The following is a 21,498-nucleotide window of genomic DNA, read 5'->3' as shown; positions in this document are numbered from 1 at the left end:
ACTGCAACGTTTCAGATAAGTGATAAATCGGGAGTATTCGCATGTTTGATGCACTGTTGGATGAAGATGCCACTACGCTGGCGGCGTTAATCCGCGGCGGAGACGTTTCGGCGCAGGAAGTGACGCAAGCCGCCATCAATCGCATGGAGCAGCGCGAGCCGCAGATTCAGGCGTTTTGTACCGCTACGCCAAAGCTGGCGCTGCAACAGGCGGCCGCTGTTGATGCAAAACGCGCGCGCGGCGAAACGCTGGGGGCGCTGGCGGGCGTTCCGCTGGCGGTGAAAGACCTGATTTGTACCGCAGGCGTGAAAACCACTTCTGGATCGCATGCCTACGCTGATTTTATCCCGGAAGAAGATGATATCACCGTTGAGCGCCTGCTGGCGGCCGATGCGGTGCTGCTGGGGAAAACCACCGCACCGGAGTTTGGCTATAGCGGCGTTGGGCACAATCCACTGTTTCCATCACCGCGTAATCCGTGGGATCTCTCTAAAACGCCGGGCGGATCGAGCGCCGGTTCCGGAGCGGCATTGGCGGGGCGCCTGTGTCCGATTGCGCTGGGCAGCGATGGCGGCGGTTCGGTAAGAATTCCCGCCGCGCACTGCGGCGTGTTTGGCCTGAAAGCGTCGATGGGGCGCGTACCCTTATGGCCGGGCTGTCGCGACGAGCGTTATCCCGGCGTTTCCAGCTGGGAGTCGCTGGAGCATATCGGCCCGATGACGCGTTCGGTGCGCGACAGCGCGCTGATGATGTCGGTGATGGCGGGGCCAGATATGCGCGATCGCCACTCGATTCCCTGCAACGACGTGGATTGGCTGGCCTCGCTGGAAAAACCGCTGAGCGGTCTGCGCATCGCTTTCAGCGCGGATTTCGGCTACATTGCCATTGATCCCGAAGTGCGTGACATTGTCACGCACGCCGCGCGTCGTTTTGCCCGTGAGCTCGGCGCTGAACTGGATGAAGTCGATCCCGGTATCGCCGATGAATGTGCCACCTTTGCCGCGCTGGTGGCTTTTGAGAGCGATCTCACCGGCATGCGTCACATGCACGCCGAACTGGGTGCACGCATGTCACCGCATCTCAGCGCCATGCTGCAACATGACTGGCGCGCTGAAACTTTTACCGACGCCAATACCGCACGCAAAAAGCTGTGTAACCAGATGTGGCGCTTCATGCAGCATTACGATCTGCTGCTGTCGCCGACGCTGGCGGTGCCGCCGTTCCCGCTCAATATGCAGGGACCCGAGATCATCGATGGCCGCATGGTGCGCAGCGATCACTGGCTTTCATTCTGCTTCCCGTTCAATTTCACCGGCCAACCGGCGGCGTCTGTTCCTGCGGGCTTTACCGCCAGCGGATTGCCGATTGGCATGCAAATCGTGGGTCGTCATCTGGACGATGGCCTGGTGCTGGCGGCGAGTGCCGCGTTCGAGCGCATACAACCCTGGAATCACATCACACCTGTTTCAATCGGAGTTGCCCATGACTAACAAAAATTCACCGGCTTTAGAGCAGGAGTTCGAGCATGAACCGGTTCCGCTCAGCCATCGCCACTCGACGGGTTCGGTGTCGGCGGTGTGGTTTGGTTTCCCGATGATCCTCACCAATGCGCTATTTGGCGGCATCATTACCTGGCATCTCGGCTTCTGGCCGGCGCTGATTGCCATTCTGCTGGGAAATCTGGTGCTGTTTGCCTATGTGGGTGCGCTGAGCTGGTTCGCCGGTAATACCGGCATGAACTTCGCGTTGCAGGCGAAACGCACTTTTGGCACCAAAGGCTACATTTTAGTTTCGGGCTTCCTGTCGACCGTGGTGATCGGCTGGTACGCTTTCCAGACCGGGTTAACCGGCACGGTGATTAATCAAACCTTTGGCTGGAATGCGCTGGCGGTGACGGCGTTTGCCATGGTGCTGTATACCGCCATCACCTTCCTCGGCGTGCGCGCATTGTCCGTGCTCGGCATGATCGCTGCGCCGCTGTTCGTGGTGTTGGGATTGGTGGCGCTGTGGCTGATCAGTAAGGATCACGATTTCAGCACCATCACGCAGTTTACCGGCAGCAGCAGCGCAGTGGGCGCAATGAGCATGGGCACCGCCGTCACCATGGTGGTGGCCGGTTTCGCCGATTCCGGCACCATGACGGCAGATTTCACCCGCTGGTCAAAAGACGGTAAATCGGCGGTGATTGCCGCGTTCTCAGCGTTCCCGGTGGCGAACGTTATCTCTTATCTGTTTGGCGTGGTGATTGTGGCGGTGGGCGCGGCGGTTGATCCGGCGAGTAACGGCGGCAACTTCCTGCCAATGCTAATGGGGCACGGCATGCTGCTGTCGGTGATTGCTTTCCTGTTTGTGTTTATCAATCTCGGTTCGGTGTGTACGCACTGTCTGTATAACGGCGCAGTCGGCTTTAGTCATCTGTTCAGCAGCAAAATGCGTCTGTGGACGGTGATCCTTGGCGTGATTGGCGGGGCGCTGGCGCTGGCTGGCGTGTGGTCCTATTTCCTCGAATGGCTGAGCTTGCTCGGCATCGTGGTGCCGCCGTTTGGCGCGGTGATGATTGTCGATTTGATCTTCATGGCCAAAATCAGCGAACAGCGCCAATTGCGCCGCATGCGCGGTAGCGCCTTTGCCGCCTGGGCGATTGGTAGCTTGTGTGCGGTGATTGCGCACATCGCCTTCCCACAGTTCGGTGAAGCGGTGATTGGCCTGGTGACTGCTGCCGCCAGCTATACGCTGATTGTGAAACTAAAAGGTGAAAGCACAGTAACGGTGATGGAGGAAAAAAATGCCTGATTACGCCATTGATTCAACCCCTTACTCGTGGCCGTATGACGGTCGCTGCAGCCCGCAGGATACCGCACTGATCGTTATCGATATGCAAACCGATTTCTGCGGTAAAGGCGGTTACGTCGATAGCATGGGCTACGATATTGCCTTAACGCGCGCGCCTATCAAACCGCTGCAGCAGGTGCTGGCAACGATGCGCGAGTTGGGCTTCCCGATCATCCATACGCGCGAAGGGCATCGGCCGGATTTAAGTGATCTGCCCGCAAATAAGCGTTGGCGATCCAGGCGCATGCAGGCGGAGATCGGCGCGCCCGGTCCGTGCGGGCGCATTCTGGTGCGCGGTGAACCGGGCTGGGAAATTATCCCGGAACTGGCGCCATTGCCGGGAGAAATCATCATCGATAAACCGGGCAAAGGCTCGTTTTACGCTACCGATCTCGAACTGATTCTGCGCAGCCGCGGTATTCGCAATCTGATCATCAGCGGCATCACCACTGATGTCTGCGTCCACACCACGCTGCGCGAGGCTAACGATCGCGGTTTTGAGTGTTTGGTGTTGTCAGATTGCTGCGCGGCGACGGAGCTGAAACACCATGAAGCGGCGCTCAGCATGATCCATATGCAGGGCGGAATTTTTGGTGCCGTGGCCAGTTCGCAGACCCTGGTGGCGGGATTAATTAGCAAGCAAACGGTTGAGGTGGATTAGCTCTTTAACCACTTTTCGTAGTGCTCTGGCCACGCCATGGTCGGCGTGCCGGGCCTGCCCATACCAAATCCGTGTCCGCCGCTGCTGTAGCGATGCATCTCAACCGGCACATGCTCACGCTTACAGGCGTCAGCCATAATCAGCGTGTTATGCGGATCGGAAATCGGATCGTCCTCTGCCTGCACCAGAAAGAAGGGCGGCGATTGCGGATTGACAAACTCCTGCACTGACCATGCGGCGTTTTCACTGGCGGGCGCGTGGTTGCCAACCAGCATTTTATGGGTTGAAGTGTGGGTGTAAGGCGCTTCCAGCGTAATGATGGGATAGATCAGCGCCGCGCGATCGGCCGTGGCGGGCAGGTTATCCAGGGCATCGGTTGCCCTGTAAGATCTAAAATTAACTCGCGAGACCGCCATACCGAGCAGATGACCGCCAGCGGAAAAGCCTAACACGCTGAGATATTTTTCCCGTTGCCGCACCAGGCGCAGCGCGCGCTGTGCATCCTGCAGAGAAACTATCGCACCATCTTTCCAGCCTTCATGCGGTAAACGATAACTCAGCACATAAACGGTATATCCGCGCGCCGTCAGCCAGGCTGCGGCAGGCCAGGCTTCTTTACCCATTTCAATGCGCGAATAGCCGCCACCTGCGGCAATCAATACCGCGCGACCATTAGGCGAGGGCGGCGTTAATAAGGTGAGTGTGGGCTGTACGATATTACGCTGCGCGCCTTTGGTTGAAATCACCAAAGCGCCAGCAGGACCGCCACCGCCCGGCGGTAAATCTGGCCATAGCGGCAAGATTTGGGTTGTTACGCGTTTAGAAGCAGCCCAGATTAGCCCGCTGCGCACTGTCAGCGCGGAAAGAGTGAGATACGACAAAAAATGGCGGCGCTTCATGGCAGATCCTCACGAAATCGGAGGCTTATTGAAGCAGATAAATCAGCAGAAAAGATGAAGAGGGCGTTGCTATGTATGAACAAATGCGACGGGACAAGCATTAAGGTTTGTAGTTACAACATACTATTAATTGTTTCCCTAATCGTGAGCCTGGCAGCAGTGCGGTTGTCGTTGTGACAGTGAAGCGCGGCTATAGATGCTACGACGAAAGTGACAATGTCCTTGGCTGTGTCTGGTACTCCGATTGGTGCTAATGATGCGGCGATCGCCGGACATGCCATTGTGGCAGGCACAATTTTAGTCCCTAACAATACTCGGAAATTCGCTCGGGTAGTTGATTTGGATCTTCAGGATTGGGCTAGCTAGCCACCAAAGAAAAGGGCGACCAACGTCGCCCCCAAATCAACCTCAACCACGCATCGGTTCAGCGCGGACCGGTTTATCACCGGCAACAAAGTAATCCGCTTCGCTGCGCGGCAGCGGCTGTCGACCACGAATGTTATCTGCGATTTTCTCGCCGATCATGATGGTCGTCGCGTTCAGGTTACCGGTGATGATCAGCGGCATGATTGAAGCATCTACCACGCGCAGGGCTTCAACGCCGTGAACGCGGCCTTCACCATCGACGACAGACATCTCGTCGTTACCCATTTTACAGGTGCCACACGGGTGATAAGCCGTTTCGCCGTGATTTCGCACAAACTCATCCAGCTGTTCATCGGTCTGGCAATCCAGGCCTGGGCTGATCTCTTTACCGCGATATTTATCCAGCGCCGGCTGGTTGATGATCTGGCGCGTGATACGAATCGCATCGCGGAACTCCTGCCAATCCTGCTCATGTGACATGTAGTTGAACAGAATCGCTGGATGGCGACGCGGATCGCGTGATTTCAGGCGTACATGACCGCGGCTCGGTGAGCGCATCGAACCAACGTGGCATTGGAAGCCGTGCGCTTCCACCGCGTTCGAGCCGTTGTAGTTAATCGCCACCGGCAGGAAGTGATACTGAATATTCGGCCAGCTGAACTCTTCACGACTGCGGATAAAGCCGCCGCCTTCAAAATGGTTGCTGGCGCCGACGCCGGTGCCATTAAACAGCCACTCCGCACCGATTTTCGGCTGGTTCCACCACTTCAAGGCCGGGTAGAGCGAAACTGGCTCTTTACACTCATATTGCAGGTACATTTCGAGGTGATCCTGCAAGTTCTCACCCACGCCCGGCAAATCATGCACCAGCGGGATATCGAACTGTTTCAGCAATTCAGCGGATCCGACCCCGGAACGCTGCAGAATCTGCGGCGAGGCGATGGCTCCGGCGCACAGCAGCACTTCACGACGTGCATGCGCCTGGTGCGAGGTATTGCTGGAACCCAGCAGATACTGCACGCCAACCGCGCGTTTACCTTCAAACAGAATGCGATCGGTGGTCGCATGGGTGACGATTTTCAGGTTCGGACGGGTTTTCGCGGTATCGAGATAACCGCGCGCGGTGCTGGAGCGGCGACCTTTCGGCGTCACAAAGCGATCCATTGGCCCGAAACCTTCCTGCTGATAGCCATTCAGGTCATCAGTGCGCGGATAACCTGCCTGCACGCCGGCTTCAATCATCGCCGCAAACAGCGGATTGTTTCCAGGTTTACAGGTGGTAATGCTCACCGGACCTTCGCCGCCGTGATAATCATTGGCACCGATATCTCGCGTTTCTGATTTGCGATAGTAGGGCAGGCAGTTCAGGTAGCTCCAGTTTTCCAGGCCAGGCTCCCTGGCCCAGTTATCGAGGTCCATCGCGTTACCACGGATGTAACACATGCCGTTGATCAGCGACGATCCGCCCAAGCCTTTACCGCGCCCGCACTCCATGCGGCGGTTGTTCATGTACGGCTCAGGTTCAGTTTCATACGCCCAGTTGTAGCGTTTTCCCTGCAGCGGGAACGCCAGCGCCGCAGGCATCTGCGTGCGGAAGTCGAAGCGGTAATCTGGGCCGCCCGCTTCTAAAAGCAGCACATTGACGCTGCTATCTTCGGTCAGTCTTGTTGCCAAAACGTTCCCTGCGGATCCGGCTCCGATAATGATGTAATCAAATTCCATTAGTCGTTCCTCAGGTTAAAAGCCAAAATTAAAATACGGACTGAAAACGGGTCATTTCGAGCTGCACAGATTTCACCTGCGTGTAGTTTTGCAGCGTCATCAGGCCATTTTCACGGCCCACACCCGAATGTTTGTAACCGCCCACCGGCATTGCGGCGTCAGATTCGCCCCAGGTATTGATCCAGCAAATGCCCGCTTCAATCTGGTGAATTACGCGGTGCGCGCGGTTAAGATCCTGGGTTACCACACCGGCCGCCAGGCCAAATTCGGTGGCGTTGGCGCGGCGAACCACTTCTTCTTCGCTTTCATAAGTCAGAATCGACATCACTGGCCCGAAGATCTCTTCACGCACAATGGTCATCTCATCGCGGCAGTCGGTGAACACGGTCGGTTCCACCCATGCGCCGTTATCGAAAGCCGCACCGCTCAGACGTTTACCGCCGCACAGCAGGCGCGCACCTTCGCTGATGCCGGATTCAATAAAGCGCATCACGTTGTCGCGATGCGCGAAGCTCACCAGCGGACCGAAGTTGGTATCTGGATGGTTGAGATCGCCGGCCTTAATACGCGCCACGCGCTCAGCGATTTTGGCTTCAAACGCCGCTTGCAAATTAGCTGGGATAAACACGCGCGTGCCGTTGGTGCAAACCTGGCCCGAGCTGTAGAAGTTCGCCATCATCGCGATGTCAGCGGCGAGATCGAGGTCAGCGTCATCGAAAATGATCAGCGGAGATTTGCCGCCCAGCTCCATGGTGACATCTTTCAGCGTCGAACCGGCCGCATTGGCCATCACTTTCTTACCGCTGGCAACGCCGCCGGTGAAGGAGACTTTATCGATGCCCGGATGATCGGTAAGCAGCTGGCCGGTGACCGCGCCGCGACCGTTCAACACGTTGAACACGCCGTTCGGCACGCCCGCTTCAGTATAGATTTCCGCCAGTTTCAGCGCGGTCAGCGGCGTGACTTCGCTGGGTTTGAAGATCATCGCGTTACCGGCGGCCAATGCTGGCGCGGATTTCCACAGCGCGATCTGAATCGGATAGTTCCACGCGCCGATCCCGGCTACCACGCCCAGCGGTTCGCGGCGGGTGTAAACGAACGAGGTATCGCGCAGCGGGATCTGCTGGCCTTCCAGAGAAGGAATCAAGCCCGCGTAGTACTCGAGCACGTCGGCACCGGTGACGATGTCCACGTATTGGGTTTCGCTCAGCGGTTTGCCGGTGTCGAGGGTTTCCAGCGCGGCCAGTTCGTCATTGCGCTCACGCAGAATATCGACCGCACGACGCAAAATGCGCGAACGTTCCATCGCGGTCATCGCCGCCCAGATTTTCTGGCCTTTTTTCGCGGCGGCAACAGCGCGATCAACGTCTGCGCGTTCCGCTTCATGCACGTCGGCCAGCACTTCGCCGTTCGCCGGGTTGATGGTCTGGAATGTGTTACCTGCCGCAGCGGGAACCAATGCGCCATCAATATAAAGGTGTTGCTCGGTGAATCGGGACATGATTTCTCCTTCCTCAGTGATTCTGGTCAGCCAATTGCTGACGAATGAATTGGGTGGTGAGCTGTCTGGCGATAGCCAAATCGAACGGTTTGCCGCTGAGTGCCGCGCGCAGCCACAGGCCATCAATCAATGACGCGAGGCCATGTGCCGCCAGACGCGCCTTTTCGCGCGGGATAACGCGACGAAACTCGGCTGCCAATGTGGAAAACAGGCGCCGGCTGCTCACGCGTTCTAAGCGGCCCAACTGTGGCTGATGCATGCTGCTGGCCCAAAAATCCAGCCAGGCTTTCATTGCGGCGCTGTGCACCTGCGAATCATCAAAGTTGCCTTCCACAATCGCCAGCAGGCGCGCTTCCGTTGTGGCGTCTGCCAGCGGTTTTAACCTTGCTGCTACCGCATCACGTAGCTGACGTGTTACGTCACGCATCGTGGCTTCCAGCAGACCGTTCTTGTCTTTGAAGTAGTGGCTAATGATGCCTGTCGATACGCCAGCACGTCGCGCAATCTGCGCAATGGTGGCATCGTTGATCCCGACTTCGTTGATGGTGCTCAGGGTCGCATCAATCAGTTGCCGACGACGTATCGGCTGCATTCCCACCTTTGGCATAACACTCCAGCTCCACTTCAATCTTAGAACACTATTAAAACTTTTTTTGATTGCACGTTCAATATAAAAAAGAAATTTGTTAGGATGCTGTGCTTGGATTGTTACAAAAACGAAGCGGGGAAGCGAAGGGACTCAGCGGATGCGTATGCACGCGCATCCCACGAAAACCGCATTTTGCCTCGTCGGGATGCCGTTAATGGCGATCTCCGCGAGCTTCTTTGGCACGTACTACAGGAAATTAACCAGAGGTAATCGATGATTAATCCACCTGCCAGTGAAAAAGACAGAATCAATCCTGTGGTGTTTTACACCTCCGCCGGACTGATTCTGACATTTTCACTTGTCACGATTTTTTACAGCGAACTCGCTGCCAGCTGGCTTTTGACCGCCGTTAACTGGGTCACCTCCACGTTTGGCTGGTACTACATGCTCGCTGCCACGCTGTACATCGTTTTCGTCATCTATATGGCGTGTTCGCGCTACGGCGCCATCAAGCTGGGGCCGGAGCAATCCAAACCCGAGTTCAGCTTGCTGAGCTGGTCGGCGATGCTGTTTGCCGCCGGCATCGGTATTGACCTGATGTTCTTCTCGGTTGCCGAGCCGGTAACCCAATACATGCAGCCGCCAGAAGGTGCAGGGCAGACCATGGAAGCCGCGCGTCAGGCGATGGTATGGACGCTGTTCCACTACGGCGTCACCGGCTGGTCGATGTACGCATTAATGGGCATCGCGCTCGGCTACTTCAGCTATCGCTACAACCTGCCGCTCACCATCCGTTCGGCGCTCTATCCGATTTTCGGCAAACGCATTAATGGCCCGATTGGTCACACGGTGGATATTGCCGCGGTGATCGGCACCATCTTTGGTATCGCCACCACGTTGGGGATTGGTGTGGTGCAGCTGAACTACGGCCTCAACGTGCTGTTCGATGTGCCGGAAGGTTTCACGGCGCAGGCCGCGCTGATTGTGCTGTCGGTGATCATCGCCACCATCTCAGTAACATCCGGCGTGGATAAAGGCATCCGTATTCTTTCTGAGCTGAACGTCGCGCTGGCGCTGGGCTTAATTCTGTTCGTGCTGTTTATGGGCAAAACCGATTTCCTGCTCAACGCGCTGGTGCTGAACGTTGGTGATTACGTCAATCGCTTTATGGGCATGACGTTGAATACCTTTGCCTTCGATCAGCCACGCGAGTGGATGAATAGCTGGACGCTGTTCTTCTGGGCGTGGTGGGTTGCCTGGTCGCCGTTTGTCGGTCTGTTCCTTGCACGTATCTCGCGCGGTCGTACCATTCGTGAGTTCGTTTTGGGTACGCTGATTATCCCGTTCACCTTTACGCTGCTGTGGCTGTCGGTGTTTGGTAACGCGGCGCTGTATGAAATCATTCACGGCGATGCCGGCTTTGCGCAGGAAGTGATGGCGCATGCCGAACGCGGCTTCTATAGCCTGCTGGCGCAGTATCCGGCGTTTAAATTCAGTGCTTCGGTGGCCACCATCACCGGCATGCTGTTCTACGTGACGTCGGCGGATTCCGGTTCGCTGGTGCTGGGTAACTTCACCTCGAAGCTGAAAGACATCAACAGCGATGCACCAAACTGGCTGCGTATCTTCTGGTCGATTGCGATTGGTGTGCTGACGATGGGCATGCTGATGACTAACGGGATTTCTGCCTTGCAGAACGCCACCGTGATCATGGGCTTACCGTTTAGCTTTGTAATCTTCTTTGTGATGGCCGGGCTGTATAAATCGCTGAAGGTGGAAGATCATCGCCGCGCCAGCGCCAGCCGCGACACTGCGCCGTACATTCCGGCCAGTAACGATCGCCTGAGCTGGAAGAAGCGCCTGTCCCGTCTGATGAACTATCCGGGCACGCGTTATACGCAGAAGATGATGGAAGAGGTGCTGTTCCCGGCGATGCAGGATGTGGCGAAAGAGCTGGAGCTGCGCGGTGGACGTGTATCGCTGGAGCGTGCCGAGCCAGAAGAGGGGCAGCCGCTGGGCCACCTTGATCTGCGCGTGTTGCTGGGCGAGGAGCAGGATTTCGTTTATCAAATCTGGCCACAGCAGTATTCGGTACCGGGCTTTACCTATCGCGCACGTAGCGGTAAATCGACCTATTACCGCCTGGAAACCTTCTTGCTGGAAGGCAGCCAAGGCAATGATTTGATGGACTACAACAAAGAGCAGGTGATCATCGATATTCTCGATCAGTACGAACGTCACCTGAACTTTATCCACCTGCATCGTGAAGCGCCGGGCAGCAATATGACCTTCCCGGACGTGTGATGTCAGCCAGGTGCGCCTCGATGCGCACCTGGCACTTTCTCCGATCGCAGCTACACTTTCACGCTGATTAAACGGGGGATGAAATGAAATTAGGCTTTGCTTGTAAGTATCTGGATCAACAGGCTAAACAGCCGTATCCCTTCAAAAGCACCACCCGCACGCGCTTTCTCGGCCTCGATGATGAATCACGCATCACGCTGCTGAACCAACTGGCGCAAAACAATCTGCAAAATCTCACTCTCACGCTTGAAAAGCTGGCCACGCAGCCCGACGCGCTGCGCATGATGCGCATCGGCAGCGATCTATTGCCGCTTTACACGGTGCCGCAAGCGACTCAGCTGTACGGTGAATTATTGCCCGATCTTACGCCGTTACTGCGCCGCTGCGGCGAGCTGGCGCGCGCTAATAATATTCGGCTTTCATTCCACCCCGGCCAATATACGGTGCTGGCCTCCGATAATGACGGCGTGGTCGATCGCGCGATTGAGGATGTGGAGTATCACGCTACCTGTGCGGTATTAATGGGTTATGGCCGACAGTTTCAGGATTTCAAAATCAACATCCATATGAACGGCAAAAAGGGCTTTGCGGGATTCCGCGCCGCGTTTCTGCGGCTCACCCCTGAAGCGCGCAATATGCTGACGGTGGAGAATGATGAAATATCCTGTTCGCTGGACGATGTGTTGCAGGCGCGTGAGTTGTGTCCGGTAGTGCTGGATATTCACCATCATTGGGTGAAAGAGAATCACTATATTCAGGCTGATGATGCGCGCATCGCGCTGATAAAAGCGTCGTGGCGCGGTGTGCGGCCAGTTTTGCACTATTCGATTGCGCAGGAAGGTTTGATTCCCGATCACGGTTTCCCGGATCAGCAGGATTTAGCGGTGTCGAAAACCAAACTTCGCGCCCATGCCGATTATTACTTCAATCAAAGCTTAAATGATTGGGCGCTGTCGTTTGATGCCTTCGATATTATGTGCGAAGTGAAGATGAAGAATTTAGCGCGCGACCGTTTGTACGATTATGCAGTCGAGCGCCAGATCATCACGGCGCCGTAATCACAATCGCCACGCGGCGGTTTTGCGCCCGGCCCTGCGGGTTATTGTTGCTGGCAATCGGCGCGCTCATTCCTAAGCCGCGCGTAACGATATTTTCGCGCGGAATTCCCGCGCCTTGCGCCCATTGTGTCGCAACGGCGTTGGCTCTTTTCAACGACAGCTGCTGGTTGTAATCCGCTTTGCCGTAATTATCGGTATGACCATCAATACGCACATGCTTAATGCCGGTCGTCGCCAGATTTTTCGCCATCGTCTGAATGGTGTTTTTACTGGCGGGAGTGAGTTCAGATTCGTTGACGCCAAACAGAATTTTGTCCGACAAACCTAATCCCCAACCTTCGCTATTTTGGCTGAAACCGGCATTACGCATCGCTGCGATCTGTTCATCGCTGAAACGTCCTTTTGCCTGGCAACCGACCAGCGCCAGCACACACACCATCAGGAAAATTTTCATCTTCATCTCCGCACCTTACTCTTTCCCTTATTTTTGTACATGTTCATATCTGCGCGTTCCAGAATCGACTCAACCGTATCGCCGTGCTGCGACCAGGCGTAGCCAATGGTCACCGAGGTGGAAATCGGAGTGCCTTCAGCAATAACAATTTTCTGGCTGATGGCTTCATTAATATCCTGCATCAGCAACTGCAATTGCGCCTCGCTGGCGCGGCTGCTCACCAGCATGGCGAACTCATCGCCGCCTAAACGCGCGACTAAATCCTGTTTATATGCCAATGCGGAAAGGCGCGAACCAATCGCTTTCAGTACTTCATCACCGGCGGCATGGCCCCAGTTATCATTGATGCTTTTAAAGCGATCGCCATCGAGAAACAGCAAAGCAAAGCGCTCTTTCGCCAGTTGCTGATCGAGCAGTTGGGTTAAACGCGCCACAAAGGCGGCGCGATTGGCGAGGCCGGTTAGCGGGTCTTCCAGCGCTTTGGCGGCCAGCGTGCGATTATCGCGGATCAGAGAAGCCTGCAGCGTCTGCATCTCTGTCAGCAATGAGTTGAGGTCATTGGAAAACAGCTGAAATTCGCGCGTCGGGCTTTCCGGGATACGTAAGGAAAAATCACCAGAATGGATCACGTAGTGGATCGAGCTGGTGATATTACGCAACGAGGCAAGTATGCCGCGATGGAGAAATTCACTCAGCAGGAAGGAGATGATTAACACGCACAGCATGCCGCTGGTCAGAATCATCAGCGAATAACGGATGAAATCGGCCGCACCGGTAACGGTGCCTTCCAGCGTCAGCGTACCGACATTGGCTTCCGAGTGGTTAATATTAACGCTGAGCGGTTTAAGATAAATCCACTCACGTAATAATCGCGGATACCAGCCGGTCTGTTCTTGTCGATCATGCCAGTCAACTAAAACAGTGTGATCGTCAGTCACCAGTTTTGCGGAATCGAACATGCCTTCATTGCCGAGGCGCGCGATTTTATTATGCGCGTCGTAGCTGTCTTCAAATACCGTGGCGGCCGTCAGCGTGGTGCTGAGCGTGGCGGCAATTAATTCCAGATTTCTTTTCTCGTAGCTTTTAATAAACAGCAGGGAAGTCGATGAGAGCAGCAGCCAGCACAGCAATAAAATCACCGCAGAGTTGATGGTGCTAATCTTGCGCAGCTTGTTACGAATCGATGATTTGTCATTTAGTGAATTTTCTATTTTCATCTTATTTGCTTCCATTGCGGGACAGCAACAGTACGTCCGGACTCACCTTGACGCCGCTCCTGGCAAGCGAATCAAGGTTGACTGAGAACAGCGTGTGGTCGGGTTTAAAAATCAGGCAGAAGGCGGCGCCAATGGTACATTCCGCATTGTTTTCAGCGAGGGTTAATACCGCCTTACCTTTGAGGTGATTAAAAAGTTCAACCTGTTGTTGCGGCGTCTGATCGCCAAAATAGACCGCATCGCAATGCTGCGTTGCCAGTTCACTTTCGCTGGAGAGATAAACCACGCTAAACGGAACGGCTGAAGGCACACTATTTTGTGGCAATGAGAGATGTTGCGCGGAGGAAAATACGCAGAGTTGCGGCGCGCCGGTTAAACCCGGCCAATGGGTAAAACTAATAATACCGCTGACAATGCGATTGGCTTTATCGTCTTTTATTTCAGCAATTGCTGAGCGAGAAATAAACAGCAGCAGAAATAGGGCAGTTATGACGATTTTGCAGATGTGGAGCAGGGAAAGCAGTACGTCGGCTTCCCGATGAAGTTGATGTTTACGTAACATACTGCGTTCCCGAGAGTTCTTCGCATTATTCAGCGCGCAAATAGTAGCACCGCTACGGTTAAAAATGTACTTACAGTTCGTAGGGTCGCTATTCATGGCGACTTTTCTCGAAAATACTCACCCGAGCATTCCACAAATTTCTGCGATATTTGTAGACGGCATTGCGCGAAATTATTTTATGGATAAACGACCAAAAAGGGCGCACTTCACCAAAGTGTGATCCAGCACACATTTATCGGCCTGATAACTGCTACGCGTTAAAACGGCTTAAATCGCTGATGCCGGATAAATTAGCGACAAAACCGCATCTTTAACGTGGATTTTCATTAGCCGTGCTTACGCATCTGCGCCACGTGCAAACCGCGCGATGAACATGGTTTTCGATTACGAAATAATTCGACATATTTATCGAGGTGAGGCTTTTTCACATTCTGGCAGGATACGCAACATTCAGTACATCCTGGTCACCGTGTCATGCAGTGGTTTTCAAAAAACGCCGTTTTTTTTGCTGTAAAAACCTGTCTGGCCGCCTTTCTGGCACTCTATTTCGCACTCGAACTGAATCTGGATAAACCGGCGTGGGCGGTGACCACGGTGTTGCTCGCGTCACAGCTCTATTCCGCCTCAACCATTTCCAAATCGGTGTTCCGTCTGCTGGGGACACTATTGGGCGGCGTATTCGTCTTCTTTATCTTTCCGCCGACTGTGCAGCATCCGCTGCTGTTCTGTTTCTGCATTTCGTTATGGGTCAGCGTTTGCCTCTATCTGTCACTGCACGACCGCACGCCGAAGAGTTACGTGTTTATGCTGGCCGGTTACAGCGCGGCGATCATGGGTTTTCCGGAAGTCACCACGCCGCTGTCGATCACCAGCACGGTGATTTCGCGTATAGAAGAGATCACGCTCGGCATCGTCTGCAGCAGCCTTGTGCATGCGCTGTTGTTTCCGGTATCGATGCGCAGTCTGTTGGAGCAGAGTGTCAGCCACTGGTATCTTAACGCGCGCAAACTGTGCAGCGATTTGCTTTCCGGCATTCCCAGCGATAGTTCGCCTGAGCGTGACGATATTCTGATCCGCATGGCAACGCATCCGCAGCAGGTGGAAGTGCTGATCACCCACTGCGTTTATGAAGGTGACGCCGCGCGGAGACTGATTCGCCTGGTTAGCGTGCAGTATCAACATCTCTCCTATTTGATCCCGACTCTCACGGCTATCGAGATGCGCCTGCAGCGGCTCTCGATACTGCAGATCGCCTTTCCGGAAAACGTGGCGCAAACCTTTCAGCTGTTTCTACAGTGGCTCAATGATGGTGAAGCGGTAGGGGAAACCGGCGGCATCCAGCAGACGTTAAGCGCTTGTCAGGCTGAACTTAACCTCGCCTGGCAAAACGGCGACTTGCCTACTGAAAACTGGCTGCTTTTTACCGGATTAATGGAACGGCTGGCGGATTTTGTCCGTATTGCCGGGGCCTATCAAAGCGTTGGTGGATTGGTAAGCGACCTGTCGGGCGACACCACACTGGCGCGCGGCAAACGCACGCACCGCTTTTTCGATAAAGGGTTAATTCGGCTTTCGGCGCTAACCGCGTTCTGTGCCACCTTCGGTTCCTGCTTGTTATGGATGGGAACGGGCTGGCGTGATGGCGCATCGGCACCGGTGATGGCGGCGATTCTCTGCTCATTGCTCGCCAGCCAGGATACGCCGCTAACTTCAATGAAGCTGTTTGTACGTGGCGTAATCGTGGCGATCATTATCAGCGTAATTTATGTGGCGCTGCTGCTGCCGCAAGCCACCTCGTTTGAAGCGCTGATGATTTGTCTTGCACCCGGACTGATGATTCTGGCGCTGATGATCGCGCGGCCCTCGACCAACATGATAGGCCTGAGCGTAGCGATTCAGATCCCCGGCTTTATCGGCCTCGGCCACCATTTAAAACCCGATTTGGTCCTGCTAATCAATAACGCGATTGCCACCATGGCGGGCGTGATGTTTGCGGTAATCATCACCGCCATCATGCGTAACAAACGCCCATCATGGACCGCGCGCCGCGCCGTGCGACAAGGTCTGCGCGAGCTGTTGCGCTTTATTAAAGAGACCGAACGAAACGGTTCGTCACTGCTGGGACGGCAACGTTTTATCAGCCTGATGCTGGATAAAGTGAATGTGGTGTTGCCGCGCTTACGGCTCGATCCGCATCCCGATATGCGTTCAGCTGGCATGTTGCTCAAGGAAGTGTGGCTGGGCGTGAATAGCTTTGATTATTACGCGCGCCACAAAGAGCTGCTGCAGCAATATCATCTGGATAGTGGACAGATGTTTCATGAGCTGGCGCTGTTTCTCAAACGCCGCCTGAAGTCACTGCAAACCCCACCGCATGCGGATTTGCAGGATGAGCTGGATTTACTGTTGCTGAAGCTGGAACAACTGGCGAAGCGCGACGAAAGGGTGCTGACGCCGCTGTTCCATCTGTTCAGTATTCGGCTCTATCTGTTCCCGCAACAAGCGTGGCCAATCATTAAGTAGGGTCGCCATTCATGGAGTAATGCTCGTCAGTTAAGACATGAAACCCTCATCACCGAGAGCACACATTGTAGCGGCGCAATTCATTGCGCGATAAATCGCGCCGCTACGGAAGGTGCGGTGATTTGAAACGGCGCTTAACTGATCGGCATTACGCCATTCATGGCGACCACTTATTTACAGCGCCTCCAGATTCCGCCCGTTGCTGGCGATCACTTGCTTGTACCACCAGAATGATTTTTTGCGGATGCGTTCCAGGCTGCCGTTGCCTTTGTCATCACGATCGACATAAACAAACCCATAACGCTTACTCATTTCGCCGGTCGAGGCCGCCACCAAATCGATGCAGCCCCACGTGGTATAACCGATCAGCGGGATACCATCGGCAATCGCTTCGCCCATCGCCTGAATATGCTCTTTCAGATAGCTGATGCGGTAATCGTCGTTAATCTCGCCGTCGGCATTGATTTCATCGTGCGCGCCGAGGCCGTTTTCCACCAGAAACAGCGGCTTCTGGTAGCGGTCATACATCATGTTCATGGTGATACGCAGACCGAGTGGATCGATGCCCCAGCCCCAATCGCTGCGTTTGACATGCGGATTGGTCAGCGATTTCACCACGTTGGCGGCGCTGCTGTTTTGTTCGTTCATCTCTGCCGAGGCGCAGCGTGAGGCGTAATAGCTGAAGGAGACGAAATCAACGGTGTGACGCAGTGTAGCGGCATCTTCCGCTTCCATCGCAATCTCTACGCCTTTCTCGCGGAACACCCGCGCGGCATACGAAGGATAAGCGCCGCGCGCCTGCACATCGATAAAGAACAGGTTTTCGCGATCCTTCTCCAGCGCGGCCCATACATCCTCCGGCTTACATGACCACGGATAGAAGTTGCCACCCGCCAGCATGCAGCCGACCTGGTTTTCCGGGTTAATTTCATGGGCGATTTTGGTCACCAGCGCGCTTGCCACCAGCTCGTGATGCGCCGCCTGATACTTCACCTGCTCCGGGTTTTCGCCCGGTTCAAACACCAAACCTGCACCGGAAAACGGGCTGTGCAGCAGGATATTGATCTCGTTAAAGGTCAGCCAATACTTCACCAGACCCTTGAATTCTTCAAAGCAGGTACGCGCGTAGCGGCTGAAAAATTCGATCATTTTGCGATTGCGCCACGAACCGTATTCGGTCACCAAATGCATCGGCACATCGAAGTGGCACAGCGTCACCAGCGGCGTGATGCCATATTTCTGGCACTCTTCAAACAGGCTGCGATAGAACGCGATGCCTTCCGCGTTTGGCGTCAATTCATCGCCTTGCGGATAAATACGGCTCCAGGCAATCGAGGTACGGAACACGGTAAAACCCATTTCTGCCATCAGCGCGATATCGTCTTTATAGCGACGGTAAAAATCGATGGCGTTATGGCTTGGGTAATACTCATCGCTGCGCAGTTCGAAGCGCTTTTCCTGGCCCAACTTTACCGGCATGCGATGCGTGCCGTGAGGAATCATATCCACCGTGGTTAAACCTTTACCACCCGCCAGATAGCTCCCCTCTGACTGATTAGCGGCTAATGCGCCGCCCCACAAAAATCCCTTTGGAAATGTCACTTCAGACATAAAAACCTCTTTTACACCTTGGATAAATTAACGTTGGCGGGTTTGGCATCATCTGTCACCGGCTTTGGCTGTGCGGGCTCGGTGACCGGGATATCTTCAAAGCCGAGAATCAACGTCAGAATGAAGGAGAGCACCACCGACAGCACCATCACGCCAGCAACCCACACGATGCTCATCGGATTGGTGGGATCGAAAAACTGTACGCTGGTGAACAAGCCCGGCGAGGCCATTGAATGGCTGGCGAGCCCACCAATCCCGGCCACCGCGCCGCAGATAAAGCCGCTGATCAGGCTAGCGATCAGCGGACGTTTCAACCTGACCGCCACGCCATACAGCGCCGGTTCAGAAATGCCCGCGACAATCGCCGATGCCGCCGCTGCAAACGCGGTTTGACGCAGTTCAGGATTCTTGGTTTTGAATGCCACCGCCAGCGAAGAACCGCCCAGCGACAGGTTGGCCCCAATTTCCGACGGCATCACCATGCCTTCTTTGCCGGTTTCGGCGATGGTTTGAATGATGGTTGGGGTAAACACGCGATGCATCCCGGTCATCACCAGCAGCGGCCACAGTGCGCCCATAATCGCCACCGACAACCAGCCAAGATAGTCGTGAATGGTGTAGACCAGCGCGGAAATGCCGCTACCAATCCAGATGCCGAGCGGTCCAATCAGTACAATGGCAATCGGCGCGGCCACCAGCACAATCAGCATCGGCTTGAGGAAGTTCTTGGTAACCGCAGGCGTGATGCGATCAACCCAGTATTCGATATGCGACAGAATCCACGTCATCACTAACGCCGGAATAACCGTGTAGGTGTACTTCACCGCCGTCACTGGAATGTAAGCAAATTCCACCGCCTGGCCTTGTGCGGCTTTCGCCATTAAATCGACAAAGTTGGGATGCACCAGCACGCCCGCGATGGCAATCGCCAGCGACATGTTGGTTTTGAATTTCAGCGCGGCGGAGGCGGCCACCATAATCGGCAGGAAGAAGAACGCGCCGTCACCTATCACGTTGAGGATGATCAGTGTGGAAGAGCCTTTCTCCAGCACGCCGCTCATCTCCAGCACCATCGCCAACAGCTTTACCATCGAGCCACCAATAATCGCCGGGATCAACGGTGACATGGTGCCCACCAGCGCATCCAGGATGCCGGCACCGATGCTGCGCAAGGTGATTTTGCGTTTCACTGGCGCGGCGCCTTCGCTGTTCGGCGTGCCGAGCTTTAATACTTCCTGATAGGCGAGGTTAACGTTGTTACCAATGATCACCTGACACTGCGTGTCGGTGTGCACCACGCCCATCACGCCGGGAATGGCTTTCAGTGTGGCGTTATCAATGCTGGCGCTGTCTTTCACCACGAAACGCAGGCGCGTCATGCAGTGCGTCACCGCTTCGATATTGTTCAGGCCGCCGAGCGCAGCCACGATGGCGCGCGAGACATCCGCATAATTTTTAGCCATGGATTTTTAATCTCTGATTATTTGGTAGGGGTACAACAGTTTCTGCGTGATTTTTCATCATGAGAAACCGGTTTCACAAAATCATGAAGATGCAATGTAATCCAGGCAAGAAATTTAAAATTCGATAGTTGAAAGTGTGAAGTTGATCGCTTTGAGTAACTGGACGGCTATGCGGTAATGGCAGAAAAATTGCCGCCTATTTCGTGGCTTAGGTACACTGCTGCAATGAGCATGGAAAAAGAGTGAATCATGGCGACGATAATCGAGGTGGCAAAAGTAGCAGGCGTTTCCAAAGCGACTGTGTCGCGTGTGCTGTCTGGCAACGGCTATGTCAGCCAGGAAAAACGCGAGAAGGTGTATCAGGCGATTGCCGCTACTGATTTCCGCCCTAACTTGCTGGCGCGCAATCTGGCGACCAAATCCAGCCAGACGATTGGGCTAGTGATCACCAATACCCTTTACACCGGCAGCTACTTCAGCGAGTTGATGCAGCACTCTGCGCGCCTGATGGAACAGCAGGGACGTCAGTTGTTGCTGGTGGATGGTAAACACAGCGCCGAAGAGGAGCGTGCGGCCATTCAGTTCCTGCTCGATTTGCGCTGCGATGGCGTGATCATCTATCCGCGTTTTCTCACCACCGATGAAATGGACAGCATCATTGCGCAGCATAAACACCCGATATTGGTGATCAACCGCCGTCTGCGTCAGCACGACAGTTACTGCATTTACTCGGATCAACAGCGCAGCAGCAGCGCAGCGGTGGAGCAGCTGATTGCGCTGGGCCATCGCGACATCGCCTTTATCACCGGTTCGCTGGATTCGCCGACCGGCCGCGAACGTCTGGCGGGCTACCACGCCGCGCTGACCAAACATGGCATTGCCGTTGAAGATGCGCTGGTGGTCGAAGGAAAATGGCAGGCGCAAAACGGCATGACAGCGGTACAACAGTTACTGAACCAGGGCAGAAATTTCACGGCGCTGGTGGCCAGTAACGATGATATGGCGGTGGGCGCGCTCAAAGCGCTGGCGGCCGCGCAGATTGCGGTGCCTGCACAAGTGGCAGTGATCGGTTTCGATGATATCCCGCTGGCGCCGTTTACCATTCCGGCGTTATCCAGCGTGAAAATGCCGGTAACCGAGATGATTCAGGAAACCATTGAACGCCTGATTTCCATGCTGGATGGCGGCGAAATGCGCAACGACAAAACCTTTGCCGGGGAATTAATTATGCGTGAATCAGTTGGGCCGGGACCGCATCACCATCAGTGATGAAAAATTGGGGTTTCTTATTCCAGTCATTTAGCCACTGATGTTATGTGGAAATTTATTTCTCTATTAACAGGCTGAGGGGAAAACGGGTTCCCCCCGCACCGCAATCCGGTGCGGGAGCGTAATTTTGCCCTGTTTAAACTCTTCTTCAATATCGATACCTAAAGCTTCACGCATATAAGCGTGGCGCGTCCACTCCATATAAAACGGATAATAAAGGCCATCGACCACGCCCTGAAAATCGATATGCTTTTCATCCACCTCATACTGCTTTGCAAACATTTTTATATCCTTATCTGAGAGTTAGGGGAATAAGGAGGGTGGTATACCTCAGAACGCACGTCCGGTAAACGCCGGTTAGTCGGCAGGTGATGGTGTTCACAATTTAATGCTAAAAATCATCACCGTTAGCTCCTTCGGATTTTTTAAAGCAACACCTCGGTTAATGCTGTTTTCGCTGCCAGGCG

16 protein-coding genes and 2 pseudogenes are annotated in these 21,498 nt (G+C 54.7%); 8 read left to right on the top strand and 10 right to left on the bottom strand.

What is annotated here, in order from left to right; genetic code table 11:
- Positions 1-41: 41 nt before the first annotated feature.
- Genes P6287_RS21970 through P6287_RS21960 form a run of 3 tightly spaced genes read left to right on the top strand, consistent with a single transcriptional unit; the run spans position 42 to position 3,493 of the window.
- Entirely contained in the window at positions 42-1,490 is a 1,449-nt protein-coding gene (locus P6287_RS21970) for an amidase (protein ID WP_277975025.1), read from the top strand.
- Positions 1,483-2,793, top strand: coding sequence for a cytosine permease (locus P6287_RS21965; protein WP_222183440.1), 1,311 nt, complete (start codon positions 1,483-1,485; stop codon positions 2,791-2,793). The genes P6287_RS21970 and P6287_RS21965 overlap by 8 nt, the downstream gene beginning before the upstream one ends.
- Positions 2,786-3,493 (top strand): isochorismatase family cysteine hydrolase, encoded by a 708-nt coding sequence (locus tag P6287_RS21960; RefSeq protein WP_277975024.1) that lies wholly within the window; start codon positions 2,786-2,788, stop codon positions 3,491-3,493. Before P6287_RS21965 ends, P6287_RS21960 begins: the two co-directional genes overlap by 8 nt.
- Here P6287_RS21960 and P6287_RS21955 read toward each other — a convergent pair.
- Entirely contained in the window at positions 3,490-4,392 is a 903-nt protein-coding gene (locus P6287_RS21955) for an alpha/beta hydrolase (protein ID WP_277975023.1), read from the bottom strand. The genes P6287_RS21960 and P6287_RS21955 overlap by 4 nt on opposite strands.
- Positions 4,393-4,578: 186 nt before the next feature.
- Here P6287_RS21955 and P6287_RS21950 point away from each other — a divergent pair.
- Positions 4,579-4,758: pseudogene (locus P6287_RS21950) on the top strand (VapC toxin family PIN domain ribonuclease); the annotation flags it as partial.
- A gap of 42 nt (positions 4,759-4,800) precedes the next feature.
- Here the strand turns inward: P6287_RS21950 and betA are convergent.
- Genes betA through betI form a run of 3 tightly spaced genes read right to left on the bottom strand, consistent with a single transcriptional unit; the run spans position 4,801 to position 8,588 of the window.
- A complete protein-coding gene (gene betA, locus P6287_RS21945) occupies positions 4,801-6,480 on the bottom strand; it encodes a choline dehydrogenase (protein ID WP_101761565.1) in 1,680 nt (559 codons plus the stop codon).
- A 28-nt stretch (positions 6,481-6,508) separates the two neighbouring features.
- The gene (gene betB / locus P6287_RS21940) at positions 6,509-7,981 is read right to left on the bottom strand and encodes a betaine-aldehyde dehydrogenase (protein ID WP_192413098.1); all 1,473 of its coding nucleotides are present in this window, start codon (positions 7,979-7,981) and stop codon (positions 6,509-6,511) included.
- 13 nt (positions 7,982-7,994) lie between these two features.
- On the bottom strand, positions 7,995-8,588 hold the full coding sequence (gene betI / locus P6287_RS21935; protein WP_101761563.1) for a transcriptional regulator BetI: 594 nt from the start codon (positions 8,586-8,588) through the stop codon (positions 7,995-7,997).
- 255 nt (positions 8,589-8,843) lie between these two features.
- On the opposite strand from betI, the gene P6287_RS21930 reads away from it, so the two are divergent.
- Both P6287_RS21930 and P6287_RS21925 read left to right on the top strand, forming a co-directional pair.
- Positions 8,844-10,874, top strand: a complete 2,031-nt coding sequence (locus P6287_RS21930) for a choline transporter (protein ID WP_192413096.1) — start codon at positions 8,844-8,846, stop codon at positions 10,872-10,874.
- An 83-nt stretch (positions 10,875-10,957) separates the two neighbouring features.
- Positions 10,958-11,932 (top strand): UV damage endonuclease UvsE, encoded by a 975-nt coding sequence (locus P6287_RS21925; protein ID WP_277975022.1) that lies wholly within the window; start codon positions 10,958-10,960, stop codon positions 11,930-11,932.
- On the opposite strand, the gene P6287_RS21920 is transcribed toward P6287_RS21925, so the two are convergent.
- From P6287_RS21920 to P6287_RS21910, 3 genes are read right to left on the bottom strand one after another with little or no spacing between them, the layout of a single operon-like run.
- Positions 11,919-12,392 (bottom strand): OmpA family protein, encoded by a 474-nt coding sequence (locus tag P6287_RS21920; protein WP_192413091.1) that lies wholly within the window; start codon positions 12,390-12,392, stop codon positions 11,919-11,921. The genes P6287_RS21925 and P6287_RS21920 overlap by 14 nt on opposite strands.
- Complete coding sequence (locus P6287_RS21915) at positions 12,389-13,603, bottom strand: diguanylate cyclase (RefSeq protein WP_277975021.1); 1,215 nt, start codon at positions 13,601-13,603, stop codon at positions 12,389-12,391. Before P6287_RS21915 ends, P6287_RS21920 begins: the two co-directional genes overlap by 4 nt.
- Before the next feature lies 1 nt (position 13,604).
- Positions 13,605-14,261 (bottom strand): YfiR family protein, encoded by a 657-nt coding sequence (locus tag P6287_RS21910; RefSeq protein WP_277975020.1) that lies wholly within the window; start codon positions 14,259-14,261, stop codon positions 13,605-13,607.
- A gap of 378 nt (positions 14,262-14,639) precedes the next feature.
- Between P6287_RS21910 and P6287_RS21905 the strand changes: the two genes are divergently transcribed.
- Positions 14,640-16,688: an FUSC family protein gene (locus tag P6287_RS21905; RefSeq protein WP_277975019.1), complete on the top strand. Its 2,049-nt coding sequence runs from the start codon at positions 14,640-14,642 to the stop codon at positions 16,686-16,688.
- A gap of 174 nt (positions 16,689-16,862) precedes the next feature.
- Here the strand turns inward: P6287_RS21905 and P6287_RS21900 are convergent, their stop codons facing one another.
- Both P6287_RS21900 and ascF read right to left on the bottom strand, forming a co-directional pair.
- Entirely contained in the window at positions 16,863-18,299 is a 1,437-nt protein-coding gene (locus tag P6287_RS21900; protein ID WP_277975018.1) for a 6-phospho-beta-glucosidase, read from the bottom strand.
- An 11-nt stretch (positions 18,300-18,310) separates the two neighbouring features.
- A complete protein-coding gene (gene ascF, locus P6287_RS21895) occupies positions 18,311-19,762 on the bottom strand; it encodes a PTS cellobiose/arbutin/salicin transporter subunit IIBC (protein WP_277975017.1) in 1,452 nt (483 codons plus the stop codon).
- A gap of 249 nt (positions 19,763-20,011) precedes the next feature.
- Between ascF and P6287_RS21890 the strand changes: the two genes are divergently transcribed.
- Complete coding sequence (locus tag P6287_RS21890; protein ID WP_277975016.1) at positions 20,012-21,031, top strand: LacI family DNA-binding transcriptional regulator; 1,020 nt, start codon at positions 20,012-20,014, stop codon at positions 21,029-21,031.
- Between the two features lie 123 nt (positions 21,032-21,154).
- Here the strand turns inward: P6287_RS21890 and P6287_RS21885 are convergent.
- Positions 21,155-21,313: pseudogene (locus P6287_RS21885) on the bottom strand (acyl-CoA thioesterase); the annotation flags it as partial.
- Positions 21,314-21,498 lie beyond the last annotated feature (185 nt).

It is taken from the genome of Pantoea sp. X85, from assembly GCF_029623675.1.
Taxonomy (GTDB): Bacteria; Pseudomonadota; Gammaproteobacteria; order Enterobacterales; family Enterobacteriaceae; genus Pantoea; species Pantoea leporis.
Note: the sequence above shows the minus strand (reverse complement) of the source record. Positions and strands in the feature narration are given on the sequence as shown.

Bases quoted from the DNA above. Each gene is read 5' to 3' on its own strand.
- P6287_RS21930 (WP_192413096.1), top strand. From the start codon at position 8,844: ATGATTAATCCACCTGCCAGTGAAAAAGACAGAATCAATCCTGTGGTG.
- P6287_RS21970 (WP_277975025.1), top strand. From the start codon at position 42: ATGTTTGATGCACTGTTGGATGAAGATGCCACTACGCTGGCGGCGTTA.
- P6287_RS21955 (WP_277975023.1), bottom strand. From the start codon at position 4,392: ATGAAGCGCCGCCATTTTTTGTCGTATCTCACTCTTTCCGCGCTGACA.
- betA (WP_101761565.1), bottom strand. From the start codon at position 6,480: ATGGAATTTGATTACATCATTATCGGAGCCGGATCCGCAGGGAACGTT.
- P6287_RS21910 (WP_277975020.1), bottom strand. From the start codon at position 14,261: ATGAATAGCGACCCTACGAACTGTAAGTACATTTTTAACCGTAGCGGT.
- ascF (WP_277975017.1), bottom strand. From the start codon at position 19,762: ATGGCTAAAAATTATGCGGATGTCTCGCGCGCCATCGTGGCTGCGCTC.
- P6287_RS21920 (WP_192413091.1), bottom strand. From the start codon at position 12,392: ATGAAGATGAAAATTTTCCTGATGGTGTGTGTGCTGGCGCTGGTCGGT.
- betI (WP_101761563.1), bottom strand. From the start codon at position 8,588: ATGCCAAAGGTGGGAATGCAGCCGATACGTCGTCGGCAACTGATTGAT.
- P6287_RS21905 (WP_277975019.1), top strand. From the start codon at position 14,640: ATGCAGTGGTTTTCAAAAAACGCCGTTTTTTTTGCTGTAAAAACCTGT.
- P6287_RS21960 (WP_277975024.1), top strand. From the start codon at position 2,786: ATGCCTGATTACGCCATTGATTCAACCCCTTACTCGTGGCCGTATGAC.
- P6287_RS21965 (WP_222183440.1), top strand. From the start codon at position 1,483: ATGACTAACAAAAATTCACCGGCTTTAGAGCAGGAGTTCGAGCATGAA.
- P6287_RS21925 (WP_277975022.1), top strand. From the start codon at position 10,958: ATGAAATTAGGCTTTGCTTGTAAGTATCTGGATCAACAGGCTAAACAG.
- betB (WP_192413098.1), bottom strand. From the start codon at position 7,981: ATGTCCCGATTCACCGAGCAACACCTTTATATTGATGGCGCATTGGTT.
- P6287_RS21900 (WP_277975018.1), bottom strand. From the start codon at position 18,299: ATGTCTGAAGTGACATTTCCAAAGGGATTTTTGTGGGGCGGCGCATTA.
- P6287_RS21890 (WP_277975016.1), top strand. From the start codon at position 20,012: ATGGCGACGATAATCGAGGTGGCAAAAGTAGCAGGCGTTTCCAAAGCG.
- P6287_RS21915 (WP_277975021.1), bottom strand. From the start codon at position 13,603: ATGAAAATAGAAAATTCACTAAATGACAAATCATCGATTCGTAACAAG.